This window comes from Micromonospora lacuserhaii, assembly GCF_036902735.1.
In the GTDB taxonomy this organism is placed as follows: Bacteria; Actinomycetota; Actinomycetes; order Mycobacteriales; family Micromonosporaceae; genus Micromonospora.
The window spans coordinates 139,807-162,920 of the sequence record NZ_JBAKHO010000008.1 but is presented as its reverse complement, the minus strand read 5'-3'; the positions used below and the strand labels follow the sequence as shown (position 1 = coordinate 162,920).

General features: G+C 74.0%; 24 protein-coding genes and 1 pseudogene. 17 read left to right on the top strand and 8 right to left on the bottom strand.

What is annotated here, in order from left to right; translation table 11 throughout:
* Nucleotides 1-4: 4 nt before the first annotated feature.
* The 9 genes from V6U81_RS08450 (at nucleotide 5) to hisF (ending at nucleotide 5,130) form a co-directional block, all read left to right on the top strand.
* The gene (locus V6U81_RS08450; protein ID WP_334486381.1) at nucleotides 5-166 is read left to right on the top strand and encodes a hypothetical protein; all 162 of its coding nucleotides are present in this window, start codon (nucleotides 5-7) and stop codon (nucleotides 164-166) included.
* A complete protein-coding gene (hisH, locus tag V6U81_RS08445; protein WP_334486288.1) occupies nucleotides 166-792 on the top strand; it encodes an imidazole glycerol phosphate synthase subunit HisH in 627 nt (208 codons plus the stop codon). Before V6U81_RS08450 ends, hisH begins: the two co-directional genes overlap by 1 nt.
* Before the next feature lie 24 nt (nucleotides 793-816).
* On the top strand, nucleotides 817-1,140 hold the full coding sequence (locus tag V6U81_RS08440; RefSeq protein WP_334486285.1) for a hypothetical protein: 324 nt from the start codon (nucleotides 817-819) through the stop codon (nucleotides 1,138-1,140).
* Nucleotides 1,141-1,156: 16 nt separating this feature from the next.
* The gene (gene priA, locus V6U81_RS08435) at nucleotides 1,157-1,885 is read left to right on the top strand and encodes a bifunctional 1-(5-phosphoribosyl)-5-((5-phosphoribosylamino)methylideneamino)imidazole-4-carboxamide isomerase/phosphoribosylanthranilate isomerase PriA (RefSeq protein ID WP_334486282.1); all 729 of its coding nucleotides are present in this window, start codon (nucleotides 1,157-1,159) and stop codon (nucleotides 1,883-1,885) included.
* Nucleotides 1,882-2,271: a RidA family protein gene (locus V6U81_RS08430; RefSeq protein ID WP_334486280.1), complete on the top strand. Its 390-nt coding sequence runs from the start codon at nucleotides 1,882-1,884 to the stop codon at nucleotides 2,269-2,271. The genes priA and V6U81_RS08430 overlap by 4 nt, the downstream gene beginning before the upstream one ends.
* A 90-nt stretch (nucleotides 2,272-2,361) precedes the next feature.
* Complete coding sequence (locus V6U81_RS08425; RefSeq protein ID WP_334486277.1) at nucleotides 2,362-2,808, top strand: MarR family winged helix-turn-helix transcriptional regulator; 447 nt, start codon at nucleotides 2,362-2,364, stop codon at nucleotides 2,806-2,808.
* Nucleotides 2,809-2,813: 5 nt separating this feature from the next.
* On the top strand, nucleotides 2,814-3,245 hold the full coding sequence (locus V6U81_RS08420; protein WP_334486371.1) for an organic hydroperoxide resistance protein: 432 nt from the start codon (nucleotides 2,814-2,816) through the stop codon (nucleotides 3,243-3,245).
* A gap of 42 nt (nucleotides 3,246-3,287) precedes the next feature.
* Nucleotides 3,288-4,286, top strand: coding sequence for an NADP-dependent oxidoreductase (locus V6U81_RS08415; RefSeq protein WP_334486274.1), 999 nt, complete (start codon nucleotides 3,288-3,290; stop codon nucleotides 4,284-4,286).
* A 76-nt stretch (nucleotides 4,287-4,362) separates the two neighbouring features.
* Nucleotides 4,363-5,130 carry an imidazole glycerol phosphate synthase subunit HisF gene (gene hisF, locus V6U81_RS08410; RefSeq protein ID WP_334486272.1) on the top strand — a complete coding sequence of 256 codons (768 nt, stop codon included), beginning with the start codon at nucleotides 4,363-4,365 and terminating at the stop codon, nucleotides 5,128-5,130.
* A 396-nt stretch (nucleotides 5,131-5,526) separates the two neighbouring features.
* Here the strand turns inward: hisF and V6U81_RS08405 are convergent, their stop codons facing one another.
* The gene (locus tag V6U81_RS08405; RefSeq protein WP_334486270.1) at nucleotides 5,527-5,985 is read right to left on the bottom strand and encodes a hypothetical protein; all 459 of its coding nucleotides are present in this window, start codon (nucleotides 5,983-5,985) and stop codon (nucleotides 5,527-5,529) included.
* 57 nt (nucleotides 5,986-6,042) lie between these two features.
* Nucleotides 6,043-6,696, bottom strand: coding sequence for a membrane protein YczE (gene yczE / locus V6U81_RS08400; RefSeq protein WP_334486267.1), 654 nt, complete (start codon nucleotides 6,694-6,696; stop codon nucleotides 6,043-6,045).
* 57 nt (nucleotides 6,697-6,753) lie between these two features.
* On the opposite strand from yczE, the gene yczR reads away from it, so the two are divergent.
* The 3 genes from yczR (at nucleotide 6,754) to V6U81_RS08385 (ending at nucleotide 10,941) form a co-directional block, all read left to right on the top strand.
* Nucleotides 6,754-8,211: a MocR-like transcription factor YczR gene (gene yczR / locus V6U81_RS08395; RefSeq protein WP_334486264.1), complete on the top strand. Its 1,458-nt coding sequence runs from the start codon at nucleotides 6,754-6,756 to the stop codon at nucleotides 8,209-8,211.
* Nucleotides 8,212-8,271: 60 nt separating this feature from the next.
* Nucleotides 8,272-9,555 (top strand): low temperature requirement protein A, encoded by a 1,284-nt coding sequence (locus tag V6U81_RS08390; RefSeq protein ID WP_334486261.1) that lies wholly within the window; start codon nucleotides 8,272-8,274, stop codon nucleotides 9,553-9,555.
* 72 nt (nucleotides 9,556-9,627) lie between these two features.
* Nucleotides 9,628-10,941: a low temperature requirement protein A gene (locus V6U81_RS08385; RefSeq protein ID WP_334486259.1), complete on the top strand. Its 1,314-nt coding sequence runs from the start codon at nucleotides 9,628-9,630 to the stop codon at nucleotides 10,939-10,941.
* Nucleotides 10,942-11,001: 60 nt separating this feature from the next.
* Here the strand turns inward: V6U81_RS08385 and V6U81_RS08380 are convergent, their stop codons facing one another.
* The 3 genes from V6U81_RS08380 to V6U81_RS08370 form a co-directional block, all read right to left on the bottom strand.
* Nucleotides 11,002-12,828, bottom strand: coding sequence for an AMP-dependent synthetase/ligase (locus tag V6U81_RS08380; RefSeq protein ID WP_334486257.1), 1,827 nt, complete (start codon nucleotides 12,826-12,828; stop codon nucleotides 11,002-11,004).
* Between the two features lie 144 nt (nucleotides 12,829-12,972).
* Nucleotides 12,973-13,920 (bottom strand): terpene synthase family protein, encoded by a 948-nt coding sequence (locus V6U81_RS08375; protein WP_334486256.1) that lies wholly within the window; start codon nucleotides 13,918-13,920, stop codon nucleotides 12,973-12,975.
* 136 nt (nucleotides 13,921-14,056) lie between these two features.
* The gene (locus V6U81_RS08370; RefSeq protein ID WP_334486254.1) at nucleotides 14,057-14,686 is read right to left on the bottom strand and encodes a TIGR03085 family metal-binding protein; all 630 of its coding nucleotides are present in this window, start codon (nucleotides 14,684-14,686) and stop codon (nucleotides 14,057-14,059) included.
* A gap of 160 nt (nucleotides 14,687-14,846) precedes the next feature.
* On the opposite strand from V6U81_RS08370, the gene V6U81_RS08365 reads away from it, so the two are divergent.
* The gene (locus V6U81_RS08365) at nucleotides 14,847-16,724 is read left to right on the top strand and encodes an ABC transporter ATP-binding protein (RefSeq protein WP_334486251.1); all 1,878 of its coding nucleotides are present in this window, start codon (nucleotides 14,847-14,849) and stop codon (nucleotides 16,722-16,724) included.
* A gap of 55 nt (nucleotides 16,725-16,779) precedes the next feature.
* The gene (locus V6U81_RS08360; protein WP_334486248.1) at nucleotides 16,780-18,570 is read left to right on the top strand and encodes an ABC transporter ATP-binding protein; all 1,791 of its coding nucleotides are present in this window, start codon (nucleotides 16,780-16,782) and stop codon (nucleotides 18,568-18,570) included.
* Nucleotides 18,571-18,629: 59 nt separating this feature from the next.
* Here the strand turns inward: V6U81_RS08360 and V6U81_RS08355 are convergent, their stop codons facing one another.
* The 3 genes from V6U81_RS08355 to V6U81_RS08345 are packed head-to-tail and all read right to left on the bottom strand — an operon-like array spanning nucleotide 18,630 to nucleotide 20,736.
* Entirely contained in the window at nucleotides 18,630-19,238 is a 609-nt protein-coding gene (locus V6U81_RS08355) for a TetR/AcrR family transcriptional regulator (protein ID WP_334486246.1), read from the bottom strand.
* Nucleotides 19,238-19,993 carry an ABC transporter permease gene (locus V6U81_RS08350; protein ID WP_334486243.1) on the bottom strand — a complete coding sequence of 252 codons (756 nt, stop codon included), beginning with the start codon at nucleotides 19,991-19,993 and terminating at the stop codon, nucleotides 19,238-19,240. Before V6U81_RS08350 ends, V6U81_RS08355 begins: the two co-directional genes overlap by 1 nt.
* The gene (locus tag V6U81_RS08345) at nucleotides 19,990-20,736 is read right to left on the bottom strand and encodes an ABC transporter ATP-binding protein (protein ID WP_334486240.1); all 747 of its coding nucleotides are present in this window, start codon (nucleotides 20,734-20,736) and stop codon (nucleotides 19,990-19,992) included. Before V6U81_RS08345 ends, V6U81_RS08350 begins: the two co-directional genes overlap by 4 nt.
* 109 nt (nucleotides 20,737-20,845) lie before the next feature.
* On the opposite strand from V6U81_RS08345, the gene V6U81_RS08340 reads away from it, so the two are divergent.
* The 3 genes and pseudogenes from V6U81_RS08340 to V6U81_RS08330 form a co-directional block, all read left to right on the top strand.
* A complete protein-coding gene (locus V6U81_RS08340) occupies nucleotides 20,846-21,232 on the top strand; it encodes a MerR family transcriptional regulator (protein ID WP_334486237.1) in 387 nt (128 codons plus the stop codon).
* Entirely contained in the window at nucleotides 21,229-22,233 is a 1,005-nt protein-coding gene (locus V6U81_RS08335; RefSeq protein ID WP_334486234.1) for an aldo/keto reductase, read from the top strand. Before V6U81_RS08340 ends, V6U81_RS08335 begins: the two co-directional genes overlap by 4 nt.
* Nucleotides 22,234-22,535: 302 nt before the next feature.
* Nucleotides 22,536-23,057: pseudogene (locus V6U81_RS08330) on the top strand (phosphoribosyl-AMP cyclohydrolase); the annotation flags it as partial.
* Nucleotides 23,058-23,114: the final 57 nt, after the last annotated feature.

Below are 23,114 nucleotides of genomic sequence, written 5' to 3'. Positions count from 1 at the left end.
GCCGGTGCTGCCGACCCTGCTGCTGATCCTGGCGGGCGTGCTCGTCGGCGGGGCGTGGTCGTTGTACCGGCAGGGCGCCCCGCGCGGCACCGTGGTGATCACCGGCCTGCTGGCCGCGTTGGCCACCGTCGCCGGGGTGCTCTGGCTGCTTCCCGGGGAGGGCTGATGACGAAGCGGATCGTGGTGCTGGACTACGGCTCGGGCAACCTGCGCTCGGCCGAGCGGGCGCTCGAACACGCCGGCGCGGACGTCACGGTCACCGACGACCTGACCGCCGCCGCCGAGGCGGACGGTCTGGTGGTGCCGGGTGTCGGCGCCTTCGCCGCCTGCATGGCGGGGATCGAGGCGCTCGGCGCGGGCCCGGTGATCGCCGAGCGGGTCGCCGCCGGCCGCCCGGTGCTCGGCATCTGCGTGGGCATGCAGATCCTCTTCGAGCACGGCGACGAGCACGGCGTGGTGAGCAAGGGTCTCGGGCTGCTGCCCGGCGCGGTGACCAAGCTGCCCGCCCAGCGGCTGCCGCACATGGGCTGGAACACCGTCGCTCCGCCGGCCGGTTCGGTGCTCTTCGCCGGGCTGCCCGCCGAGAGCCGGTTCTACTTCGTCCACTCGTACGGCGTGATCGAGCCGGCGGCGCTGGCCGCGGCCGGGGCCCGGGTGACCACCGCCCACCACGGCACGGACTTCGTGGCCGCCGTGGAGCGCGGTTCGCTGTCGGCCGCCCAGTTCCACCCGGAGAAGTCGGCCGAGACCGGGGCGGCGCTGCTGCGCAACTGGCTGGCCACGGTTGACTGAGCCCGCGCGAGCTGAGGTGGGACGGTGAGCAAGGAGCGGGCCCGCCGGCGCGTGGTGCGCGAGGCCGAGGCGGCCCGGGCGCGGGCGGTCCGGCAGCGCAAGCTGGCCCGCCGCCAGCGCCGGGGCGAGTTGGTCCGTCGGGTGACGCCGCGGTGGCGACGGGGCCGGACCGGCCGGCTGGGCCGGCGCAGCCGGTCGGAGCGCGCGGCGATCCTGGCGCTGACCCTGACGGCGCTGCTGCTGATCTGGACGTTCGTCGACGACCTGGCCCTCCGGCTGGTGCTGGTCGTCCTGCTGCTGCTGGTCCTGCCGGCGATCGTCGTGATCGCCCTGGACCGTCGGATCTGAATACGAGGAGACGAAGTTGAGCCTGACCCTGTTGCCCGCCGTGGACGTCGCCGACGGCCAGGCCGTCCGGCTCGTGCAGGGCGCCGCCGGCAGCGAGACGACCTACGGCGACCCGCTGGAGGCCGCGCTGGCCTGGCAGGCCGACGGCGCCGAGTGGATCCACCTGGTCGACCTGGACGCGGCGTTCGGGCGGGGCACCAACGCGCACCTGCTCGCTGAGGTGGTCCGGCAGCTCGACGTGAAGGTCGAGCTCTCCGGCGGCATCCGGGACGACGAGTCGCTGCGCGCGGCGCTGGGCACCGGCGCGGCCCGGGTGAACATCGGCACCGCCGCGCTGGAGAACCCGGAGTGGTGCGACCGGGTCTGCGCGGAGTTCGGCGACCGGGTGGCGATTGGGCTGGACGTGCGCGGCCGTACCCTCTCCGCCCGGGGTTGGACCCGCGACGGCGGTGACCTGTGGGAGGTGCTGGAGCGGCTGGACAAGGCCGGCGCGTCGCGCTACGTGGTGACCGACATCACCAAGGACGGCACCATGCGGGGGCCGAGCCTCGACCTGCTGCGCGAGGTCTGCGCCCGTACCGACGCGCCGGTGATCGCCTCGGGTGGCGTGTCGACCCTGGACGACCTGCGGGCCCTGGCGACCCTGGAGCCGTTAGGCGTGGAGGGCGTGATCGCCGGCAAGGCGCTCTACGCGGGCGCGTTCACGGTGGCCGAGGCGTTGGAGACGCTGCGGACCGCCGGATGACCGTGACCCGGCTCGGCTCGGGCGGTCCCTGGGAGGCCGCCTACGGCTACAGCCGGGTGGTCCGGGCCGGTGACCTGGCCTGGACGGCCGGCTGCACCTCGACGGTCGACGGGCAGGTCGCGCACGTCGGGGACGCGGCGGCGCAGACCGCGCAGGCGTTGCGGATCGGCCTGGACGCGCTGGCCGAGGTGGGTGCGGAAGCGGGCGACGTGATCCGGACCCGGATGTACGTGACCGACCGGATCTACGCCGACGAGGTGGGCCGGGCGCACAACGCGGTCTTCGGCGCGGTCCGCCCCGTGGCCACGATGGTGGTGGTGGCCGGGCTGATCGACCCGGAGCTGCTGGTGGAGGTCGAACTGGAGGCCTGGCTCGGCGATCGGTGACGCCGGCCGCCCCGTCCGCCGACGGTGGGGGCGGCCACACCGCGGCCCGATCGGTTGTGCACAACTTAATTGTGGGCTACCGTTCTCGACGTGACCGATGATCTGGTGCTGCGTCGACAGGTGTGCTTCGCGCTCTATGCCGCGTCGCGTGCCCTCACCGACGTCTACCGGCCCATCCTCGACGAGTTGGGCCTGACCTACCCGCAGTACCTGGTGCTGCTGGTGCTCTGGGAGCGCGGCGACGACGCCCCCACGGTCTCCGAACTCGGCGCCGCGCTGCGGCTGGACTCCGGCACGCTCTCCCCGCTGCTCAAGCGGCTGGAGGCGGCGGGCCTGGTGGTCCGGACCCGGTCGGCGCGCGACGAGCGACGGGTGGAGGTGGGGCTGACCGGTGACGGCGCGGCCCTGCGGCAGCGGATGGACGAGGTGCCGCTGCGGGTCGCCCGCGCCACCGGCCTCACCGAGGCCGAGCTGATCGGGCTCCGCGACACCCTCACCCGGGTCACCGAGACGATCCACCGACAGAAGGAGCAGTGACCACCATGCAGGTGCTCTACACCGCGTCCGCGCAGGCCACCGGCGACGGTCGGGACGGCCACGTCCGTACCTCCGACGGCACCCTCGACCTGGACCTGGCCATCCCGAAGGAGATGGGCGGCGCCGGCGGCGCCGCGAACCCGGAGCAGCTCTTCGCCGCCGGCTACGCGGCCTGCTTCCACTCGGCGCTGCGCCTGGTCGCCCGCAAGGCCAAGGCGGACGTCTCCAGCTCGGTCGTCGAGGCCGAGGTCGGCATCGGCCCGAACGGCAGCGGCGGCTTCGGCCTGACCGTCGCCCTCGTGGTCGACCTGCCCGCCGTCGAGCGGGCCGCCGCCGAGCAACTGGTCGAGGCCGCGCATCAGGTCTGCCCGTACTCCAACGCGACCCGCGGCAACATCGAGGTCGCCCTCACCGTCCGCGAGGCCGCAGCGGCCTGATCCCCGCCCGGCCCGTTCCTCGCGTACGAAAGGACGAACTCCATGAGCACCAACCGTGAGATCCACCTGGCCTCCCGCCCGCAGGGCTGGCCGACCGACGACAACTTCCGCCTCGTCACCACCGAGGTGCCCACCCCCGGGCCGGGCCAGATCGTGGTCCGCAACCAGTTCATGTCGGTCGACCCGTACATGCGGGGCCGGATGAACGACGTCAAGTCGTACGTGCCGCCGTTCCAGATCGACGCGCCGCTCGACGGCGGGGCGATCGGCGAGGTGGTGGCGAGCGAGGCCGACGGGATCAAGGTCGGCGACACCGTGCTGCACGGCCTCGGCTGGCGCGAGTACGCGCTGGTCGACGCCAAGGCCGCCCGGCGGGTCGACCCGACCCTCGCGCCGGTCAGCGCGTACCTGAGCGTGCTCGGCATGACCGGGCTCACCGCGTACGCGGGGCTGCTCGAGGTGGCCGGGATGAAGCCCGGCGAGTCCGTCTTCGTCTCCGGCGCGGCCGGCGCGGTGGGCAGCATGGTCGGCCAGATCGCCAAGCTCAAGGGCGCCGCCCGGGTGGTCGGCAGCGCCGGCTCGGCGGCCAAGGTCGAGCGGCTCAAGGCGCTCGGCTTCGACGCCGCGTTCGACTACCACGACGGCCCGGTGCGCGACGCGCTGAAGGCCGCCGCCCCGGAGGGCATCGACGTCTACTTCGACAACGTGGGTGGCGAGCACCTGGAGGCCGCCATCTCCTCGATGAACCTGCACGGCCGGGCCGCCATCTGCGGCATGATCTCCCAGTACAACGCCGACCAGCCGCCGGCCGCCCCGCGCAACCTGGCGCTGGTCATCGGCAAGCGGCTCACCCTGCGCGGCTTCCTGGTGGGCGACCACGGCAACCTGCGCGACGAGTTCGTGCGGGACGTGGCCGGCTGGCTGCGCGACGGCAAGCTCTCGTACGACGAGACGGTCGTCGACGGCATCGAGAACGCGCCGGCGGCCTTCCTCGGCCTGATGCGCGGCGAGAACCTGGGCAAGATGCTCGTCCGGGTGTGAGTTCCGATCCGACCCGCGGCGGTGGCCGGCCTCACAGGTCGGCCGCCGCCGCGTGCCCGTTGGATAGGCTCGCGGCATGACGGTGGCGGTACGGGTGATCCCGTGTCTGGACGTGGACGCCGGTCGGGTGGTCAAGGGGGTCAACTTCCTCGACCTGCGCGACGCGGGCGATCCGGTGGAGCTGGCCGCGGCGTACGACCGGGCCGGCGCGGACGAGTTGACCTTCCTGGACGTCACCGCCTCCTCCAGTGACCGGGGCACCATGCTCGACGTGGTCCGGCGCACGGCCGAGTCGGTCTTCATCCCGCTGACCGTGGGCGGCGGCGTCCGCCAGGTCGCCGACGTCGACACGCTGCTGCGCGCCGGGGCGGACAAGGTCGGGGTGAACACCGCCGCGATCGCCCGACCCGAGCTGATCGCCGAGATCGCCGACCGGTTCGGCCGGCAGGTGCTGGTGCTCTCGCTGGACGTACGGCGGGCCCCGGCCGGCACCACCCCGAGCGGCTTCGAGGTGACCACCCACGGCGGTCGCCGGGGCACCGGCATCGACGCGGTCGAGTGGGCGCGGCGCGGCGCCGAGCTGGGTGCGGGGGAGATCCTGCTCAACTCGATGGACTCCGACGGCACCAAGGCCGGCTTCGACCTGGCGCTGATCCAGGCGGTGCGGGCCGTGGTCGACGTGCCGGTGATCGCCAGCGGCGGCGCCGGCGAGGTGGCGCACTTCCCGCCGGCGATCGGCGCGGGCGCCGACGCGGTGCTGGCCGCCAGCGTCTTCCACTTCGGTGAACTGACCGTCGCGGAGGTCAAGGACGCGCTGAAGGCGGCCGGCCACCCGGTCCGCTGAGGCCGCCGCGGCCGCCGTGGCCCCGTGCCGCGGCCGGCACCGTGCCGCCCTCGCCGTGGCCCTGTGCCGCGGCCGGCGGGTGTGCCCGTGCCGTTTCGCCGCGTGCCGCTCCCGCCGCCGGTGTCCGTGCCGCTCTTGCCATCTGTGCTGCTCGTGGCCAGTGCCGGGCTGATGCATGGCGGTGGTGACCGATGCATGGCGGTGGTGACCCGCGCGCGACTCCGCCACATGGGCGTGTCGCGGGACGGGGGATGATTCCGTGGAGAGCGACATGACGCAGAGGCATAATTATGACTCACCGTCATATCGCTCTTTACGAAATTGTCTTCCGGCCAGGGCCACCGGCCACCGGCCAGGGCCACCAGGCGGCCCGGGTGGGACCGCTGCGACCGGGCGTCAGCGGCCGCCGCGTCCCTCGGGGGAGCGGCGCGGGGCCGGAATCGACCGGACGACGTACTCCTGCACGGCGGCGGCGTGGTCCTCCTCGGCCAGGTGCCAGTCGGCGCTCCCCGGGGCGTGTCGGCGGACCAGGATGCCCTGCACGGTGTCCACGGTGGTCGCCCCGCCGGCGCTGGGCCGGGTCCGCCAGAGCCGTTCCCCGTCGGCGGTGATCCGGAACCAGCCGTCGGAGACGCTGACCAGGCCGGCGCCGACGAGCCGTCGCACCGCCGCCTCCACCTCGTGCCGTTCCGGGATCGCCTCGTTGAGGTGGTCCGCGGTGGAGATCACGTCAGCCAACCGGACGCCCTCCGGGCGTCGGGTGTCGGCCGCGCGGCGGTGCCGCCCCGCGCCGCTCGCGATCACCAGTGACACGAAGATCCAGGCGTCCGTCCAGCGCCATCCGTTCTCCCCCATGCAGGAATGATGCCCGTAGGTGTCCGTGGTGGAAACACCTACGTGCCCCCTATCGCGTCAGCGCAGCTCAGCAAGGGTGGCGGTCGGAATGTCCGGGGTGGACTCGGCGGGAGTCGCGAAGATCGGGATGAAGAACTGGGCCAGCGGGCCGATGGCGAGCGCGTAGCCGACCGTGCCGAGACCCACCGTGCCGCCGAGCAGCCAGCCCAGCGACAGCACGGTCACCTCGATGACGGTCCGGACGAGCCGTACCGACCGGCCGGGGCGGCGGGCCGCGAACCCGGTCATCAGCCCGTCGCGCGGGCCGGGGCCGAGCTGGGCGCCGAGGTAGAGGCCGGTGGCGGCGCCGTTGGCGACGATGCCGGCGACCAGCAGCACGATCCGTGCGGCCAGCGGCAGGTCGGCCGGCAGCAGTGCCAGCGCGGTGTCCACCACCAGGCCGATCACCACCACGTTGCTGACCGTGCCGAGCCCGGGCCGCAGCCGCAGCGGGATCCAGAGCAGCAGCACGGTCGCGCCCACGATGATCGAGACGGTGCCGATGGAGAGATGGGTCTGCCGGGAGACCCCCTGGTGGAACACGTCCCACGGGTTCAGCCCGAGGCCCGAGCGGATCATCAGGGCCATGCTCACCCCGTACAGGACGAGCCCGGCGTAGAGCTGGGTGAGCCGCCGGACGGGCCGGTACCGGAGATTGCCAATCGGAGCCATGCATGCCACCCTAGGGGCCAATCCCGGCGGGAGAAGAGCCAATTTGGGAGGGGTGGCGTGACCAGTCAGGTGCGGGGTGCCCAATTGGCCCGACTGCTCGGCCAGTGGCACGCGCTCCCGGGCCGCCGCCGCAGCCCGGACTACGCCGCGCTCGCGGCCGCGGTCCGTGGCCTGCTCGCCGACGGCCGGCTCCCCTTGGGGGTACGCCTGCCGGCCGAGCGGGAACTGGCCGAGGCGCTGCGGATCAGCCGGACCACGGTCACCGCCGCCTACCGGGAGCTGCGCGAGAGCGGCCACCTGGCCAGCCGGCGCGGCGCGGGCAGCTGGACCATGCTGCCGGGCACCCACCGGGTGGCCAGCACCGGCCTCTGGACCCCGGTGGACGACCGCGACATGATCGACCTGGGGGTCGCCGCGCTGGCCGCCCCGCCGCAGCTCGTGCCGGCTGCCCGGGCCGCCGCCGAAGATCTGCCGCGCTACCTGGGCGGCGCCGGCTACCACCCGACCGGGATCATCGAGCTGCGCGAGGCGGTCGCCCGGTCCTACAGCGAGCGGGGCCTGCCCACCAGCGCCGAGCAGATCATGGTCACCAGCGGTACCCAGCACGCGCTGGACCTGGTGCTGCGCCTGGCGCTGGCCCCCGGCGGCAGCGTGCTGGTCGAGTCACCGACCTACCCCAACGCGCTGGCCGCGCTCGCCGCCCGCCGGGCCCGGATCGCCACCCACGGGCTGGCCACCGACGGCGCCGGCTGGGACGCCGACCTGCTGCTGGGCAGCGTCCGGCAGACCCGGCCCAAGCTTGCCTACCTGATCCCGGAGTTCCAGAACCCGACCGGCCACCTGATGCCGGCCGAGCTGCGCGAGCGGCTGGTCGCCACGGCGCACGCCGCCGGCACCGACCTGGTCGTCGACGAGTCCTTCGTGGACCTTCCGCTGGACGGCACCGAACTGCCCCCGCCGGTGGCCGCCTTCGACCGGCACAGCCGGGTGGTCAGCATCGGCGGGATGAGCAAGCCGTACTGGGGTGGGCTGCGGATCGGCTGGGTGCGGGCGTCCGCGCCGCAGGTGCAGCGGCTCGCCGCCGCCCGGGTCGGGGTGGACATGGCCAGCCCGGTGCTCGACCAGCTCGTCGCGGTCCACCTGCTCGCCGACGCCCCGGTCATCGTCGCCGCCCGCCGGGTCCAGCTCGCCGCCCAGCGCGACGCCCTGCTCGGGGCGCTCGCCGACCGGCTGCCTGACTGGCGGGTCAGCGTCCCGAGCGGCGGCGTCACCCTCTGGGCGGAGCTGGACGGCCCGATCTCCAGCGCCCTCGCCCGGGCCGCCGAGGAGGTGGGCGTACGGCTGGCGCCCGGCCCCCGGTTCGGCCTGGACGGCACCCTGGAACGCTTCCTGCGGCTGCCCTTCACCCTGCCCGCCGCGGACCTGGTCGAGGCGGTCGGCCGGCTCGCCGCGGTCCGCTACGACCTGGACCGGGCGGGTCGTCCGCAGTGGCGGGAGCCGTCGGTCATCGCCTGACCGGCTCGGCGCGCCGCCACGGGTGTCCCGGCGCGGCGCGCGGCTGCCACACTGTGCGCCGTGACGAACGGCGGCACGGCGCGGCGGGCGCCGCGGATGCGGGTGATGACCGAGGGTGCCACGGTCACCCCGCTGGAACTCTTCTTCGACCTGGTCTTCGTCTACGCGCTCACCCAGGTGACCGCGCTGATGGCGGCGAACCTCACCTGGTGGGGCATGCTGCACGGGCTGCTCGTGCTGGCCCTGCTCTGGTGGTGCTGGTGCTGCTACGCCTGGCTGGGCAACACCGTCCGCGCCGACGAGGGCGTGGTACGGGTGGCGCTCTTCGCGGTGATGGCCACCATGTTCGTGGTCGCGGTGACCATCCCCGAGGCCTTCAACGACCTGCGCGGCGGGCTCTCCGGCCCGGTGGTCTTCGCCTCCGGCTACCTGGTGGTCCGGGTGCTGCACCTGGTGATCTACTGGCACGCCGCCCGGGGCGACACCGGGCTGCGCCGGCAGTTGCTGCGCGCGTCCCTGCCGATGCTGGGCGGGGCGACCCTGCTCTTCACCGCCGCGCTGCTGCCCCAACGGCTCACCGACACCCCGAACGGTGAGGACACCCTGCGCACCGCGCTCTGGGGGCTCGCCCTCGCCATCGACTACGGCGGCATCATGGCGATCGGGGCGGCCGGCTGGCGGATCTTCTCGGCCGCGCACTGGACCGAGCGGCACGGGCTGATCATCATCGTCGCGCTCGGCGAGTCGCTGGTGGCGATCGGGGTCGGGGTGACCGCGCTGCCGATCTCCTGGCCGATCGTCGTGGCCTCGTTCCTCGGCATCGCGGTCGCCGCCGCGCTCTGGTGGGCGTACTTCGACGTGGTGTCGATCGCCGCCGAGCGGGTGCTGCACCGCGCGGAGGGCGCCGAGCGGGCGGCGCTGGGCCGCGACTCCTACACCTACCTGCACCTGCCGATGGTGGCCGGCATCGTGCTGCTCGCCCTCGGGCTGAAGAAGGTCCTGGCGTACGTCGGTGACGGCACCCACCACAGCCTCACCGACCCGCTGCACGGGCTGGGCCTGCTCGCCCTCTACGGCGGCGTGATCAGCTATCTGCTCGGCCACCTGGGCTTCCGGCTGCGCAACATGGGTTCGGTCAACTGGCCCCGGGCGGTCGCCACGGTGCTGCTGGTGCTGCTCGTTCCGGTCGCCGACCGGCTGCCCGCGCTGGCCGCGCTCGGACTGCTCGCGCTGGTCTGCGTCGGGATGATCACCGTCGAGGTGGTGCTCTTCGGGGAGGCCCGCCGCCGGCTGCGCGACTCGTTCCTCGACGAGCACGGCGCCGGCCAGGCGCCCGGCCACTGACCGTGGGCGGCGGCTCGGGGTGATGTCGGTGATCGACAGTCGGCGGGCCGGTGCGGTTGGAAGACTGCCGGTGTGGGCAGCGGTGGTCTCCGGTGGACGCGCGGGGTACGCCCCGGCGCGCCGGGCACCCGTACCAGCCGACTGGAGCTCTTCTACGACCTGGTCTTCGTCTTCGCCTTCCTCACCGTCACCAGCCTGACCGCCGGTGAGCCGACCGCGAGGAACCTGGTCGGCGCGCTGCTGGTGCTCTGCCTGCTCTGGTGGTGCTGGACCGGCTTCGCCGCCCTCGGCAACGCGGTCCGCACCGACCAGGGCGTGCTGCCGGTCGTCGGGTTCGTCACCGTCGCCGCCACCTTCCTGCTGGCGCTGAGCATGCCGGGGGCGTTCGTCGATCGGCCCGGCGGGCTGAACGGGCCGCTCTTCTTCGCCGGCTGCTACTTCCTGGTCCGGGCCTGCCAGCTCGCGGTCTTCGGGTGGGTCGCCTGGCCGGACCGGGACCGGCGGCGGCGCTGGCTGGTGCTCGCCCTGCTGCCGGTGGCCGCCACCGCGCTGCTGGTCACCGCCGCGGTGGCGCCGCAGCGACTGCTGCCCGGGGACGGCGCCCAGGGCCTGCTGCGGCTGGGCCTGTGGCTGGCGGCCCTGCTCGTGGAGTACGTCGCCGGTGTGCTGCTGGGGAGGGCGTACTGGGTGGTGGTCTCCGCCGGGCACTGGGCGGAACGGCACGCCCTGATCGTGCTGGTCGCGCTCGGCGAGTCGATCATCGCGCTGGGGTTCGGCCACAAGTTCGTCAGCGAGTTGCCGCTCACCTGGCCGGTGGTGGCGGCCGCGGTCCTCGGCATCGCCATCGCCTCGGCGCTCTGGTGGGCCTACTTCGACACCCTGGCCCTCGCGGTCGAGCAGGCGCTGCACCGCACCCGGGAACCGGTGGCGCGGGCCCGGCTGGCCCGGGACGCCTACACGTACCTGCACCTGCCGATGGTCACCGGGATCATCTTCTTCGCCCTCGGGCTCAAGGACCTGCTCGCCGAGATCGCCGACCCGGCCAGCCCGTCCCGGGGCGTACCGCTGGGGGGTTTCTGGGTCCTGGTGCTGCACGGCGGGGTGGCGCTCTACCTGCTCGCGCTGGCGGGGGTGGGGTGGCGCGCGCTGCGCGGGGTCCGCTGGGCGCCGCTGGTCGCGGTGGCGGTGCTCGCCGCGCTCTCCCCGGTCTCGGTGGGCGTGCCGGAACTGGACGCGCTGGCGCTGCTGGCGGTGGTCGCGGTCGTCTCGACGGTGGTGCAGACGGTGCTGGACGGCCCGCGCCGGCGCCGGACCCGCCAGGTCGCGCTGGAGGAGCAGCTCGCGGGCGAGGCGGAGCAGTCCCGGTGGCGCGGGGAGCACCTGTGAACGGCCGGTGGCCGTGTCCCGGGACGGAGGGACACGGCCACCGGTGTGGCACCGGCCGGCTCAGATCTCGGCGAGCGTGCCCTCGTACATCTGGTCGATCTGGGAGGCGAAGTTGGTCTCGACGCCGCGCCGCTTGATCTTCAGCGACGGGGTCATCTCGCCGTCCTCGATGGTCAGGTCGCGCGGCAGGATGGTCACCTTCTTGATGGTCTCCCAGCGGTTGAGCTTGGCGTTCAGCCGGGCGACGTGCTCCTCCACCATCGCCTGCGCCTCGGGGCTGGCGACGACCTCGGCGTAGTCGCGCCCCTCCAGCGGGCCGCCGGCCGCCCAGCCCTGGATGGCGTCCGGGTCCAGGCTGACCAGCATGGTGCAGTAGTTGCGGGCCTGCCCGATCACGATCGCCTGCGAGGTGTACGGGCAGATCGCCTTGAACATGCCCTCGATGTGCGACGGCGCGATGTACTTGCCGCCGGAGGTCTTGACCAGGTCCTTCTTCCGGTCGGTGATGCGCAGGTAGCCGTCGTCGTCCAGGCTGCCGATGTCGCCGGTACGGAAGAAGCCGTCCTCGGTGAACGCGGCCGCCGTCTCGGCCGGCAGGTTGTGGTAGCCGCGCATCACCGGCTTGCCGCGGACCAGGATCTCGCCGTCGGTGTCGATCCGGCACTCCAGGTCGCCCATCGGCCGGCCCACGGTGCCGATCCGCAACCCGTCGGGCGGGTTGACGAAGTTGCCGGCGCTGGTCTCGGTCAGGCCGTACCCCTCGGAGATGGGCAGGTTCGCGGCGGCGAAGAAGGTGGCGATCTCCTTGCTCAGCGGCGCCGCGCCGGAGACCAGCACCCGGATCCGGCCGCCCAGGCGGGCCTGGAGCTTGCTGAAGACCAGCTTCTCGGCCAGCCCGTACTTCAGCTTCAGGCCGGCCGGGACCGGCTGTCCGGCCTGCTCCAGCGCGACCTTCTCCTTGCCGACCCGGACGCCCCAGGCGAAGATCTTCGCCTTGAGGCCGCCGGCGCCCTGCGCGGTGGTGACCGCCTTGTTGTAGACCTTCTCGAAGACCCGGGGCGCGCCGCACATCAGCGTCGGCTTGATCACGCCGAGCATGTCGACGAGCTTGTCGACCCGACCGTCGACGTAGGTCGGCAGGCCGACGTGGGTGGAGCCGCAGAGCAGGGTCTTGCCGAACGAGTGGGACAGCGGCAGCCACAGGTAGTGCACGTCGTCCTCCCGCAGGAGGCTCGTCTCGGCCTGGACGACCGCCTCCCAGCACCAGCCGCCGTGCAGCAGCTCCACGCCCTTGGGGCGGCCGGTGGTGCCGGAGGTGTAGATCAGGGTGGCCAGGTGCTCCGGGCCGATCGGGGCGACCAGCCGGTCGATCAGGTCGGGCTCGGCGGCGAGCGCCCGGGCACCCTGCTCCTCCAGCTCGGCGAGGGTCAGCTGGGGCACGGCGGCGGCCGGGTCGGCGGCGCCGTCGAAGAGGACCACGTGGGTCAGCGCCGGCAGCTCGGCGCCGGCGATCTTCGCGGCCTGGGCCGGGTTCTCCGCGAACAGCACCTTCGAGCCGGAGTCCGTGATGATGAACGTCGCGTCCTCGGGCTCGGTGGTGGGGTAGACCGTGGTGGTCGCCCCGCCGGCGCACATGACGCCGAAATCGGCGATCACCCAGTCGAGCCGGGTGTTGGCCAGGATCGCCACCGGATCCTCCAGGCCGACGCCGAGGCCGTGCAGGCCGGCCGCGACCGCCTTGGCGCGGTGCCCGACCTGGTCCCAGGTCAGCCAGACCGGTCCGGAGTCGTCCGGGGCGGGGTGGGCGAATGCGTGCTGGTCCGGAGTAGCGGCCACGCGCTGGAGGAACATGTCAGGAATCGAACGGTACGGTACATCGAGAGCCATCGCTGTAGCCGCCTTCAGGGGTGGATGGCGTGACGGGGGTCACGTCGGTGTGCGGTTACCGAAGGGTATTGCCTGCCCGGGGGCGTCGGCTAGCCCCGGTACCTGTGAGCCCGCTGAGTCCCGCAAGGTGGAACGGCCCCGGGGTCAGGCGTACCGGTCGGCGCGCAGCGACCAGTCGTAGGTCGCGCGCACCCACGCCCGGCGGACGGCCAGGTACGGCCCGAGCGCGTCGTCCCCGCGGGCGGCCACCGCCGCGTCCCGCACCACGTACCGGGCCAGGCCGTCGTTGAACCAGTCGGTGGCCGTGCGGAACGCCGCCTCCGGTGCCCGCCCGGTCTGCGCCGCGATGACCGTGACCAGGTTGTGCGGGTCCGCCGCCGCGCCCCGCTCCTTTCGGTAGGAGAAGAGGTCGTTGCACCAGCAGATCAGGTCGGCGGCGAGGTCGTCGAGCGCGACCACCGCCGGGTCGGCCCGCCGGCCGGCGCCGGGCAGCCCGTCGTACGCCAGGTCGGTGAGGGTGACGCTCGGGCGGACCCCGCCCGTGTGCCGGCGCATCTGGAGGTACTCCGTCAGGTCCGGCACCCGCCGGTGCTGCCGGTTCGCCGCCTCCCAGAGCAGCGCGAGCAGGTACTCCCGCAGCTGACTGACCAGGCGGAGCAGCAGGCCGGGCCGGCGGTGGGCGCGGACCCGCAGGCAGATGTCGGCCAGCGCGTCACCGAGCGGGCCGGCGGGCGACGGCGGGCCAGTCGGCTCGCCGTGCCGGTCCAGCACGTCCAGCAGCGCGGCGACGGTCGGCGCCAGCCGGGCGGGCTCGGCCCCCAGCCCGTCGTCGTCGCAGGCGTCGTCCATCACGAACAGCCAGGAGATCAGGTCGGTGAGCAGCCGTAGCCGGTCGAAGGGCGCCTGCGGGCCGGCCCGGCCGGCCAGCTCCGCGGGTTCGGCCCCGCGCAGCCGGCGCAGCCGGCGACCGTCGTCGACCAGGTCGAGCCGGCGGGCCCAGGCCAGGCTCTCCCCGGCCACCTCGTCGGTGGCCGGATGCCGTCCGGAGGCGAAGGGAGGTTCGACCAGCGCCGCGACGTCGAAGCTCCGCATGTCGTCCCCTGTCCGGCCGCCCCGGGCGGGACTGGCGCGCAGGAGAGTACGACAGAAAGCATCGGCGAGGATCACTGGTAACTGGATCGCGCCGACCGGTTCGGCACCCGCCGTCCACCGGCGCGGGCGGGGGTGATCAGAGACCCAGGCGGGCGCCGCGCAGCCGCTCGGCCAGTGCCGGCGGGCCGTCGATCTGCACCCGGGCCACCCGCTGCCGCCCGGACAGGAACAGCACCAGCTCGCCGGGCGCGCCGACCAGCCGGAGCCGTTCGCCGCCCCGGCCCGTGGACAGCTCGCCGTGGCCAGGCGCCTGCACCAGCAGGTCGGCCGGGAACCGGCGCAGTGTCGCCCGGGCCAGCAGGCCCGCCGGCTTCCACAGCCGCGCCTGCAACCCAGCCGCCACCTCGCGCGGCTGCCAGCCCGGCCGGGCCCGGCGGACGTCCTCGTGGTGGATGAAGAACTCCATGGTGTTGGCGAGCTCGTCGGTGAGCGGGTTGCTCAGCGGGCTCCACACCGGTGGGCGGCGGACCCGCCCGACCAGCTCGGGCCAGGACTGCCCGGCGATCCGCAGGCGCACCCGCTCGGCGTACCCCCGCAGCGGCGGGAGCACGATGCCCCCCGCCGCGTCCGGCCGGCGCTCCCGCACCACCAGGTGGGCGGCAAGGTCACGGGTGGTCCAGCCCTCGTTGAGCGTCGGGGCGTCCGGTCCCAGGTCCAGCATCAGGTCGGCGAGCGCCTCGCGCTCCGCTCGGGCGTACCGCGGCATGCAGAGGATCGTAGGGCCGCGCGGGCCGGACGGCGCGCCGGGCGCGGCGCGGACCGGCGCGCCGGACGGGTGACGGTGGACATACCGGCCGGGTTCGGCGTAGGTGGCCGCGACCGGTAAGGATGAGGGAGAGAATTGTGGCCTTACGGCGGGGGAGAGCGTGGCGAGCGGGACAAGTCGGGACGTGCTCGGCAGGGGGATGTCGGTCCTCGGCCGGGCGATCCGGGAACAGCCGCGGATCTTCGCGGTCGCGGTCACCGGCAGCGTGCTCTTCGGTCTGATGGTGATCGCCAGCGCGTTCGTGGTCGGCCGGGTGGTCGGCGACGTGGTGGTGCCGGCCATCGAGCGCGGCTCGGTGGGGGTGGGCGTGCTGGCCCTGGCCGCCGCCGCGCTGATCGGGATCAGCGTGCTGCGGGTGGTGGGCATCTTCGGCCGTCGGCTCGGCGCGGGTTACATGCAGTTCCGCCTCCAGGCCGCCTACCGGCGCCGGGTGACCCGCCGCTACCTCGAACTCCCGCTGTCCTGGCACCACCGCAACGCCACCGGCACGCTGCTGTCCAACGCCAACTCCGACGTCGAGGCCGCCTGGTACCCGATCGCGCCGCTGCCCTTCGCGGTCGGCACGCTGGTGATGCTGGTCGGCGCGGTCGTGTCGCTCCTCTTCACCGACTGGGCGCTCGCCCTCGTCGGGCTCGCGGTCTTCCCCGCGCTCTTCGCGCTCAACGTGGTCTACTCCCGCCGGATGGCGCCCCGGCAGGCCCGGGCCCAGCGGCTGCGCGCCGAGGTCAGCGGCATCGCCCACGAGAGCTTCGACGGCGCCCTGGTGGTCAAGACGATGGGCCGCGAGGCCCAGGAGACCGCCCGGTTCGCCGACCGCGCCGGCGAGCTGCGCGACGCGCTGATCTCCGTGGGCCGGCTGCGCGGCGTGTTCGACCCGCTGCTGGAGACCCTGCCCAGCCTCGGCACCCTGGCCGTGCTGGTGGTCGGCGCGTTCCGGCTGCAGGCGGGCGCGATCGGCGTCGCCGACCTGGTCAGCGTCGCGTTCCTCTTCACCGTGCTGGCCTTCCCGGTCCGGGCCATCGGCTGGGTGCTGGCCGAGCTGCCGCGCAGCGTCGCCGGCTGGGACCGGGTCAGCCGGGTCCTCGACGCCACCGGCGAGATGCCGTACGGCGACCGCGTGCTCGACCCGGCCGACCCCACGCCGGCCACCCTCGCCTTCCACGACGTGCACTTCGGGTACGAGCCGGCCGAGGCGCACCTGCTCGGCGCGGAGGTGCTCGGCGAGGTGAGCTTCACCGTGCCGGCCGGGAAGACCGTGGCGCTGGTCGGGCCGACCGGCGCCGGCAAGTCCACCGTCACCTCCCTCGCGGTCCGGCTGGTCGACCCGCACTCCGGCGTGGTCACCCTGGACGGCGTCGACGTGCGGGACCTCACCGCCGCCTCGCTCGCCGGCACGGTCGCCCTGGTCGCCCAGGTGCCGTTCGTCTTCGACGACACCGTGCGGGCCAACATCGCCCTGGACCGGCCGGGGATCGGCGACGACGACGTCTGGGCCGCGCTGCGGCTGGCCGAGGCGGACGGCTTCGTCGCCGCCCTCCCCGACGGGCTGGACACCATGGTCGGCGAGCGGGGTACCTCGCTCTCGGGCGGGCAGCGGCAACGGTTGACCCTGGCCCGGGCGCTGGCGGGGCGGCCCCGACTGCTGGTGCTCGACGACGCGACCAGCGCGGTGGACCCGCGGGTCGAGGCGGCCATCCTGGCCGGCCTGCGCGCCCCGGCGTCCGGCCAGGGCGCCGCCGCGTCGATCCTGGTGGTCGCGTACCGGCGGGCCACCATCGCGCTGGCCGACGAGGTGATCTTCCTGGAGCAGGGGCGGGTGCTCGCCCGCGGCACGCACGCCGAACTGCTGGCCACCGTGCCCGGCTACGTCGACCTGGTCACCGCGTACGAGCAGGCCGAGCACGAGCGCGAGCAGAACCGGACGTACGAGGAGGTCACCCCGCTGACCTCCGGCCTGGAGATCGAGGTGGACCGGTGAGCGCGAGGAGTGCAGCGCAGCGGAGCCCCGCAGTCGCGAACGAAAGGCGGGCCCGGTGAGCGCGAACGCCACGGCGGAGGCCGAACCCGAGCAGCGGGCCGAGTCGACCTGGCGGACGCTGCGCCGCGGCCTGGCGCTCTCGCCGGAGCTGCGGACGGGGCTGGCCGGCACCCTCGCGCTGGCGCTGATCTACATGATCGGTCGGGTGGCCGTGCCGGTCGCCGTGCAGCGTGGCATCGACCACGGCATCATCGGCGGCCTGGACCTGGGCGTGGTGTGGCGGGTGGTCACCGTGACCGGCGCCGTGCTGGTGGTCACCACCACCTGCGGCTACCTGATGATGCGCCGGCTGTTCACGGTCAGCGAGACCGCGCTGGCCGGGGTGCGTACCCGGGCGTTCCGGCACGTGCACGACCTGTCGATGCTGCACCAGCAGTCCGAGCGGCGCGGTTCGCTCGTGTCCCGGGTGACCAGCGACGTCGACCAGATCACCCAGTTCCTCCAGTGGGGCGGGGTGATCCTGATCGTCAACCTCGGCCAGCTGGTGGTCACCACGGCCGTGATGCTGGCGTACTCCTGGCAGTTGACGCTGGTGGTGCTCGCCGCCTTCGCCCCGGCCGTGCTGGTGATCCGGCAGCTCCAGCGCCGGCTCGCCGGGGCCTACGGCGTGGTCCGGCAGCGGATGGGCACCCTGCTCGGCACGATCGCCGAGAGCGTCGTCGGGGCGCCGGTGATCCGGGCGTACGGCGTCGCCGGGCGGACCTCGCGGCGGCTCGACACGGCGATCGAGGGGCAGCGCGAGGCGCAGCAGCGGGCCATCCGGATCAGCATCCTGGGCAGCTCGGTGGGGGAGCTGGCGGCCGGCGTCGCGCTGGCCGGCGTGGTGGTCGTCGGGGTCACCCTCGGGGTGGACCGGACCCTGTCCATCGGCCAGCTCACCGCGTTCCTGTTCCTGGTCACGCTCTTCATCCAGCCGGTGCAGATCGCCACCGAGGTGCTCAACGAGGCGCAGAACGCGATCGCCGGGTGGCGGCGGGTGCTCGACGTGATGGACGTGGCCCCCGACGTGGCGGACCCGGGGGAGCAGGGCCGGGAGCTGCCGGCCGGCCCGCTGGACATCCGCTTCGAGAACGTGGGCTTCGCGTACCCGGGCGGCCCGCCGGTGCTGCACGACGTCACCCTGGACATCCCGGCGAAGAGCCGGGTGGCGGTGGTCGGGGAGACCGGCAGCGGCAAGACCACCTTCGCCAAGCTGCTCACCCGGCTGATGGATCCGACCGCCGGGGCGGTGCTGCTCTCCGGGGTGCCGCTGGACCGGGTGCGGTTCTCCTCGCTGCGCTCCCGGGTGGTGATGGTGCCGCAGGACGGGTTCCTCTTCGACGCCACGGTCGGGGAGAACGTCCGCTTCGCCCGCCCGGAGCTGACCGACGAACAGCTCACCGTCGCCTTCACCGAGCTGGGGCTGGCGGACTGGCTGGCCGGCCTGCCGTCGGGGCTGGACACCCCGGTCGGCGAGCGGGGCGAGGCGCTGAGCGTGGGGGAGCGGCAGTTGGTCGCGCTCGCCCGGGCGTACGTCGCCGACCCGGATCTGCTGGTCCTCGACGAGGCGACCAGCGCGGTCGACCCGGCCACCGAGGTGCGGCTGCAACGCACCCTGGACGCGGTCACCCGGGGTCGGACCACCCTCGCCATCGCCCACCGGCTCTCCACCGCGCAGGCCGCCGACGAGGTGATCGTGGTGGACCGGGGCCGGGTGGTGCAGCGCGGCCCGCACGACGAGCTGGTCCGCGATCCGCAGTCGGTGTACGGCCTGCTCTACGCCTCCTGGCTGGAGCAGACCCGGTAGAGCCCGGGGCGGCCGACCGCGAGCGGGCGGCGGCAGGGAGGACCTGCCGCCGCCCGCCCTCAGCCGGGTGGGCCGTCAGGCAGGTCGCCGGTGAGATAGCGCTGCACGGTAGGGCCGATCATGGCGACCAGGGTCTCCGGGTCGGCGGAGGCGACCGGCTCGAGGCGGATCACGTACCGCATCATGGCCAGGCCGGCGATCTGGGTTGCCACCAGCGCGCCGCGCAGCGGCACCTCGGCCGGATCGAGGTCGAGCTGGTCGAGGACCCGGCGCAGGATCTGGGTGACCAGGAACTCGCGCAGCAGGCGGGCGGTCCACTGGTTGCTCACCGCCGAGCGGAGCAGGGCCACTGCGGCGGTGCCGACCGGCGAGTCCCAGACGGTCAGGAAGGTGCGGACCAGCCGCTCGCCAACCTCCTCCCGGCCACCGGCCAGCACCCGCGGTAGCAGCTCGGCCGGGTCGATCGGGATCGACACGGTGGCCCGGAAGAGTTCCTCCTTGGTGCCGAAGTAGTGGTGCACCAGGGCCGGGTCCACCCCGGCGGCGGCGGCGATCGTCCGGATCGAGGCGGCGTCGAAGCCGCGCTCGGCGAACGTGGTGCGCGCCGCCGTGAGGATCGCCTCCCGGGTGTCGGGGTTGCCGGGCCGGCGGCCGGTGCGCCGCGCCATCACCCGCTGCGCCGGCGCAGGGTCGCCGCCGCCAGCACCAGGGCCGTCACCGCCGCGCCGGCCACGATCGCCACGTCCCGCCACATCAGGCCGGTCGGGTCGGCGTGCGCGCCGACCTCCTGGAGCGCCTCGACCGCGTACGACAGGGGGAACACGTCGCTGATCGCCTGGAGCCAGCCCGCCATCTGCCCGCGCGGCACGAAGAGCCCGCAGAGCAGCAGTTGGGGGACGACCACCACCGGCATGAACTGCACCGCCTGGAACTCGGTGCGGGCGAAGGCGCTGCAGAACAGCCCGAGCGCCACGGCCAGCACGGCGTTCACCGCCGCGATCAGGATGACCAGCGCGCTGCTGCCCGCCGTCTCCAGCCCGAAGAGCCAGTACGCCACCGCGGCGGCGACCGTCGCCTGGACCACCCCGGCCAGCCCGAACGCGAGGCCGTAGCCGAAGAGCAGGTCCAGCTTGGCCAGCGGGGTGGTGAGCAGCCGCTCCAGCGTGCCGGTGGTGCGCTCGCGCAGCATCGCGATGCTGGTCACCAGGAACATGATGATGAACGGGAAGAACCCGAGCATGATCAGCGCGACCCGGTCGAAGGTGGACGGCTGCCCGGGCGGGGTGGGCTGGTCGGCGTACATGTAGTAGACGATGGTGAGCAGCACCGTCGGCACCACGACCAGCAGCGCCACGGTCCGCCTGTCGTGCCGTAGCTGGCGCAGGATGCGCCCGGTGGTGGCGGCCAGGATGCGCGGGTTCATGACCTCTCCTCGCCGGCGGCGCCGTCGCGGCCCGCCTCACTCGCCCGGATCAACCGCAGGAACGCCTCCTCGAGATCGTCCACGCCGGTAGCGGCCCGGACCGCGTCCGGGGTGTCGTCGGCGACGAGCCGGCCCTCCCGGATCAGCATCAGCCGGTCGCAGCGGGCCGCCTCGTCCATCACGTGGCTGGACACCAACAGGGTGGTCCCGGTGGCCGCCATGGCGTGGAACCGGGCCCAGAGGTCGGCCCGGAGCACCGGGTCCTGCCCGACGGTGGGCTCGTCGAGGATGACCAGGTCGGGCTCCCCGACCAGGACGCAGGCCAGCGAGGCGCGGCTGCGCTGGCCGCCGGAGAGGGTGCCGACCAGTTGGGTGGCGGCGTCGGCCAGGCCGACGTCGGTCACCGCCCGGTCGGCGTCCGCCGCGTCGTGGCCCTGGAGGGCGGCGAAGTAGCGGGCGTTCTCCCGGACCGTCAGGTCGGCGTAGACGCTGGGCGCCTGGGTCAGGTAGCCGACCCGGTGCCGCAGGGCGGCCGTGCCGGCCGGCTGGCCCAGCACGGTGACCGTGCCCGAGCTGATCGTCTGCACCCCGACCAGCGCGCGCATCAGGGTGGTCTTGCCGCTGCCGCTGGGCCCGAGCAGCCCGGTGACCCTGCCGCGCGGCACCGCGCAGCTGATGCCGTCCAGCACCCGCCGTCGGCCCCGATCGACGACCAGGTCGCGCACCACCGCCGCGTCGTCCATCGCCCACCTCCCAAAGAACTCATCAAGTGTTGAACTCAACGGTAGATGAGTTACCCACGTCGGCGCAACGGTTGACTTCGAGTGCACTCGAACTGGAAGCCTGGCAGGCGTGGACATCAGCACGCAGGAGATGAGCCTCTCCGTGGGCGAGGCGGCGGCCCAGGTCGGCCTGACCACCTACACGCTGCGCTGGTACGAGCAGGAGGGGCTGGTCGCCCCGGTCGGGCGGGACTCGGCCGGCCGGCGGCGCTACACCGAGGGCGACGTCGAGTGGCTGCGCCTGCTCACCCGGCTGCGCCGGACCGGGATGCCGGTACGCGACATGCGCCGCTACGCCGAACTGGCCCGCCAGGGCGACCGGACCCTCGGCGCGCGGCGGGGGCTGTTCGAGGCGCACCGGGCCCGGGTGCTGGCCCGGATGGCCGAACTCGAGGAGGACCTCAAGGTGCTCAACTACAAGATCGACGTCTACCGCAAGGCCGAGGAGGGGCGATGATCCGCCGACGGATGGGCGTCAAGGGCCCCGAGGTCTCGGCCATCGGGCTGGGCTGCATGGGCATGAGCTTCGCGTACGGCACCGGCGACGACGCCGAGTCGACGCGGACCCTGCACCGCGCGCTCGACCTGGGGGTCAACCACCTGGACACCGCCGACATGTACGGCTCAGGCGCCAACGAGCGGCTGCTCGCCCCCGTGCTGCGGGCCCGCCGCGACGAGGTCTTCCTCGCCACCAAGTTCGGCAACCGGGCCCGCGGCGAGGGTTTCGGCGGCGCCGGCACCCCCGGCACGTTCGTGGACAGCAGCGCCGCCTGGGCCCGCGAGGCCTGCGACGCCTCGCTGGGCCGGCTCGGGGTGGACACCATCGACCTGTACTACCTGCACCGGCGCAACCCGGAGACGCCGATCGAGGAGACCGTCGGCGCGCTGGCCGAGCTGGTCGACGCCGGCAAGGTCCGGCTGATCGGCCTGTCGGAGGTCAGCCCGGCGACCCTGCGCGCGGCGCACGCCGTGCACCCGGTCTCCGCCGTCCAGATGGAGTACTCGCTGTTCAGCCGGGACGTCGAGGCCGAGATGCTGGCCACCTGCCGGGAGCTCGGGGTGGCGCTGGTGGCGTACTCGCCGGTGGGGCGGGGGCTGCTCACCGGGGCGATCACCGGGCGCGAGCAGCTCGCCGAGAACGACTGGCGCCGGACCGTGCCGCGGTTCGCCGAGGAGAACCTCGACGCCAACCTCCGGCTGGTCGAGGAGGTCCGGGCGGTGGCCGGGGAGATCGGCTGCACCCCGTCCCAGGCCGCGCTGGCCTGGCTGCTCGCCCAGGGCGAGGACATCCTGCCGATCCCGGGCACGAAGCGGGTGCGCTACCTGGAGGAGAACGCCGCCGCAGCGGACGTCCGGCTCAGCCCGGAGCAGCAGGCCCGGCTCCGCGACGCGGTGCCGGCCGGGGCGGTGGCCGGGGAAAGGTATACCGAGGCAGGAATGCGAACCGTCGGGCACTAGCCCCGCATCGGACAGGGCGTCCGTCATCGGGCATTGCGGCCCGATGGGGCGTACGGCACGATGGCGCGGTGGATCCCGCTCCGTTGCCGGACGGCGCCTTCCTCGACGACTGGACCGCCCGGCTGCGGGCCGCCGCCGAGCGCCCCGTCGTCGGCATCCTGCTGCGCGGAAGTCACGCCCGCGAGGGCGCCACCGCGCACAGCGACGTCGACCTGGACGTCCTGGTAACCGCCGATCACACCTCCGACGACGACACCGACGGCCCCGTCCCACCCGACCAGGCAGGGCGGGGCCGGGCCGAGATGACCCGGCCGTACGACGCCCGGCGGGCGTACCTCGCCGAGGTGGACGGGCGGATCGTGCACGTGTCGGTCGCCGCCCGGGACGTCCGTTCCTGGGTCGACCGGCTCGGCGAGCCGGCGGATTGGGCGTTCGGGCTGCCGGTCACCGCGCCCGCCCGGCTGCTCTGGGCCGACCCCCGCTGGCGGCCCCGGATCGACCTGCCGGTGCTCTGCCAACCGGCCGACCAGCCCCGGCTGGAGGAGCTGGTCGCCACGCTCGGCAAGGTGGCCGGCGCCCGTACGGTCGGCGACCCGCTCGGCGTCCGGCTGGCCGCCGCCGACCTGGCCCGGCTCTGCCCGTCGGTGCTGCGGCTGGCCAACCCGAGCGTCCGGGTGCACTCCCGCCGGACCGCCTTCGCCGCCGCGCTGGACCTGCCGGTCGCCCCGCCCGGCTACCGCGACGACATGCTGCGCTGCCTCGGGCTGCGCCCCGGCTCCACCGGCCAGGTCGGCGCTGCCGCCGCTCGCCTGGTCGCCGGGGTCGTCCCGCTGGTCCGCCCGTACGCCGGCGCGGTCGCCGAGGTGGCCGGGGCGGATCTG

Excerpts from the sequence above, each read along its gene's own strand:
- V6U81_RS08355 (WP_334486246.1), bottom strand. The coding sequence starts at position 19,238 with ATGGCGCGGCGCACCGGCCGCCGGCCCGGCAACCCCGACACCCGGGAG.
- V6U81_RS08375 (WP_334486256.1), bottom strand. The coding sequence starts at position 13,920 with ATGCGGAGCTTCGACGTCGCGGCGCTGGTCGAACCTCCCTTCGCCTCC.
- hisF (WP_334486272.1), top strand. The coding sequence starts at position 4,363 with ATGACGGTGGCGGTACGGGTGATCCCGTGTCTGGACGTGGACGCCGGT.
- V6U81_RS08430 (WP_334486280.1), top strand. The coding sequence starts at position 1,882 with ATGACCGTGACCCGGCTCGGCTCGGGCGGTCCCTGGGAGGCCGCCTAC.
- hisH (WP_334486288.1), top strand. The coding sequence starts at position 166 with ATGACGAAGCGGATCGTGGTGCTGGACTACGGCTCGGGCAACCTGCGC.
- V6U81_RS08405 (WP_334486270.1), bottom strand. The coding sequence starts at position 5,985 with ATGGGGGAGAACGGATGGCGCTGGACGGACGCCTGGATCTTCGTGTCA.
- yczE (WP_334486267.1), bottom strand. The coding sequence starts at position 6,696 with ATGGCTCCGATTGGCAATCTCCGGTACCGGCCCGTCCGGCGGCTCACC.
- V6U81_RS08345 (WP_334486240.1), bottom strand. The coding sequence starts at position 20,736 with ATGGACGACGCGGCGGTGGTGCGCGACCTGGTCGTCGATCGGGGCCGA.
- V6U81_RS08420 (WP_334486371.1), top strand. The coding sequence starts at position 2,814 with ATGCAGGTGCTCTACACCGCGTCCGCGCAGGCCACCGGCGACGGTCGG.
- V6U81_RS08350 (WP_334486243.1), bottom strand. The coding sequence starts at position 19,993 with ATGAACCCGCGCATCCTGGCCGCCACCACCGGGCGCATCCTGCGCCAG.
- V6U81_RS08415 (WP_334486274.1), top strand. The coding sequence starts at position 3,288 with ATGAGCACCAACCGTGAGATCCACCTGGCCTCCCGCCCGCAGGGCTGG.
- V6U81_RS08370 (WP_334486254.1), bottom strand. The coding sequence starts at position 14,686 with ATGCCGCGGTACGCCCGAGCGGAGCGCGAGGCGCTCGCCGACCTGATG.
- V6U81_RS08335 (WP_334486234.1), top strand. The coding sequence starts at position 21,229 with ATGATCCGCCGACGGATGGGCGTCAAGGGCCCCGAGGTCTCGGCCATC.
- V6U81_RS08380 (WP_334486257.1), bottom strand. The coding sequence starts at position 12,828 with ATGGCTCTCGATGTACCGTACCGTTCGATTCCTGACATGTTCCTCCAG.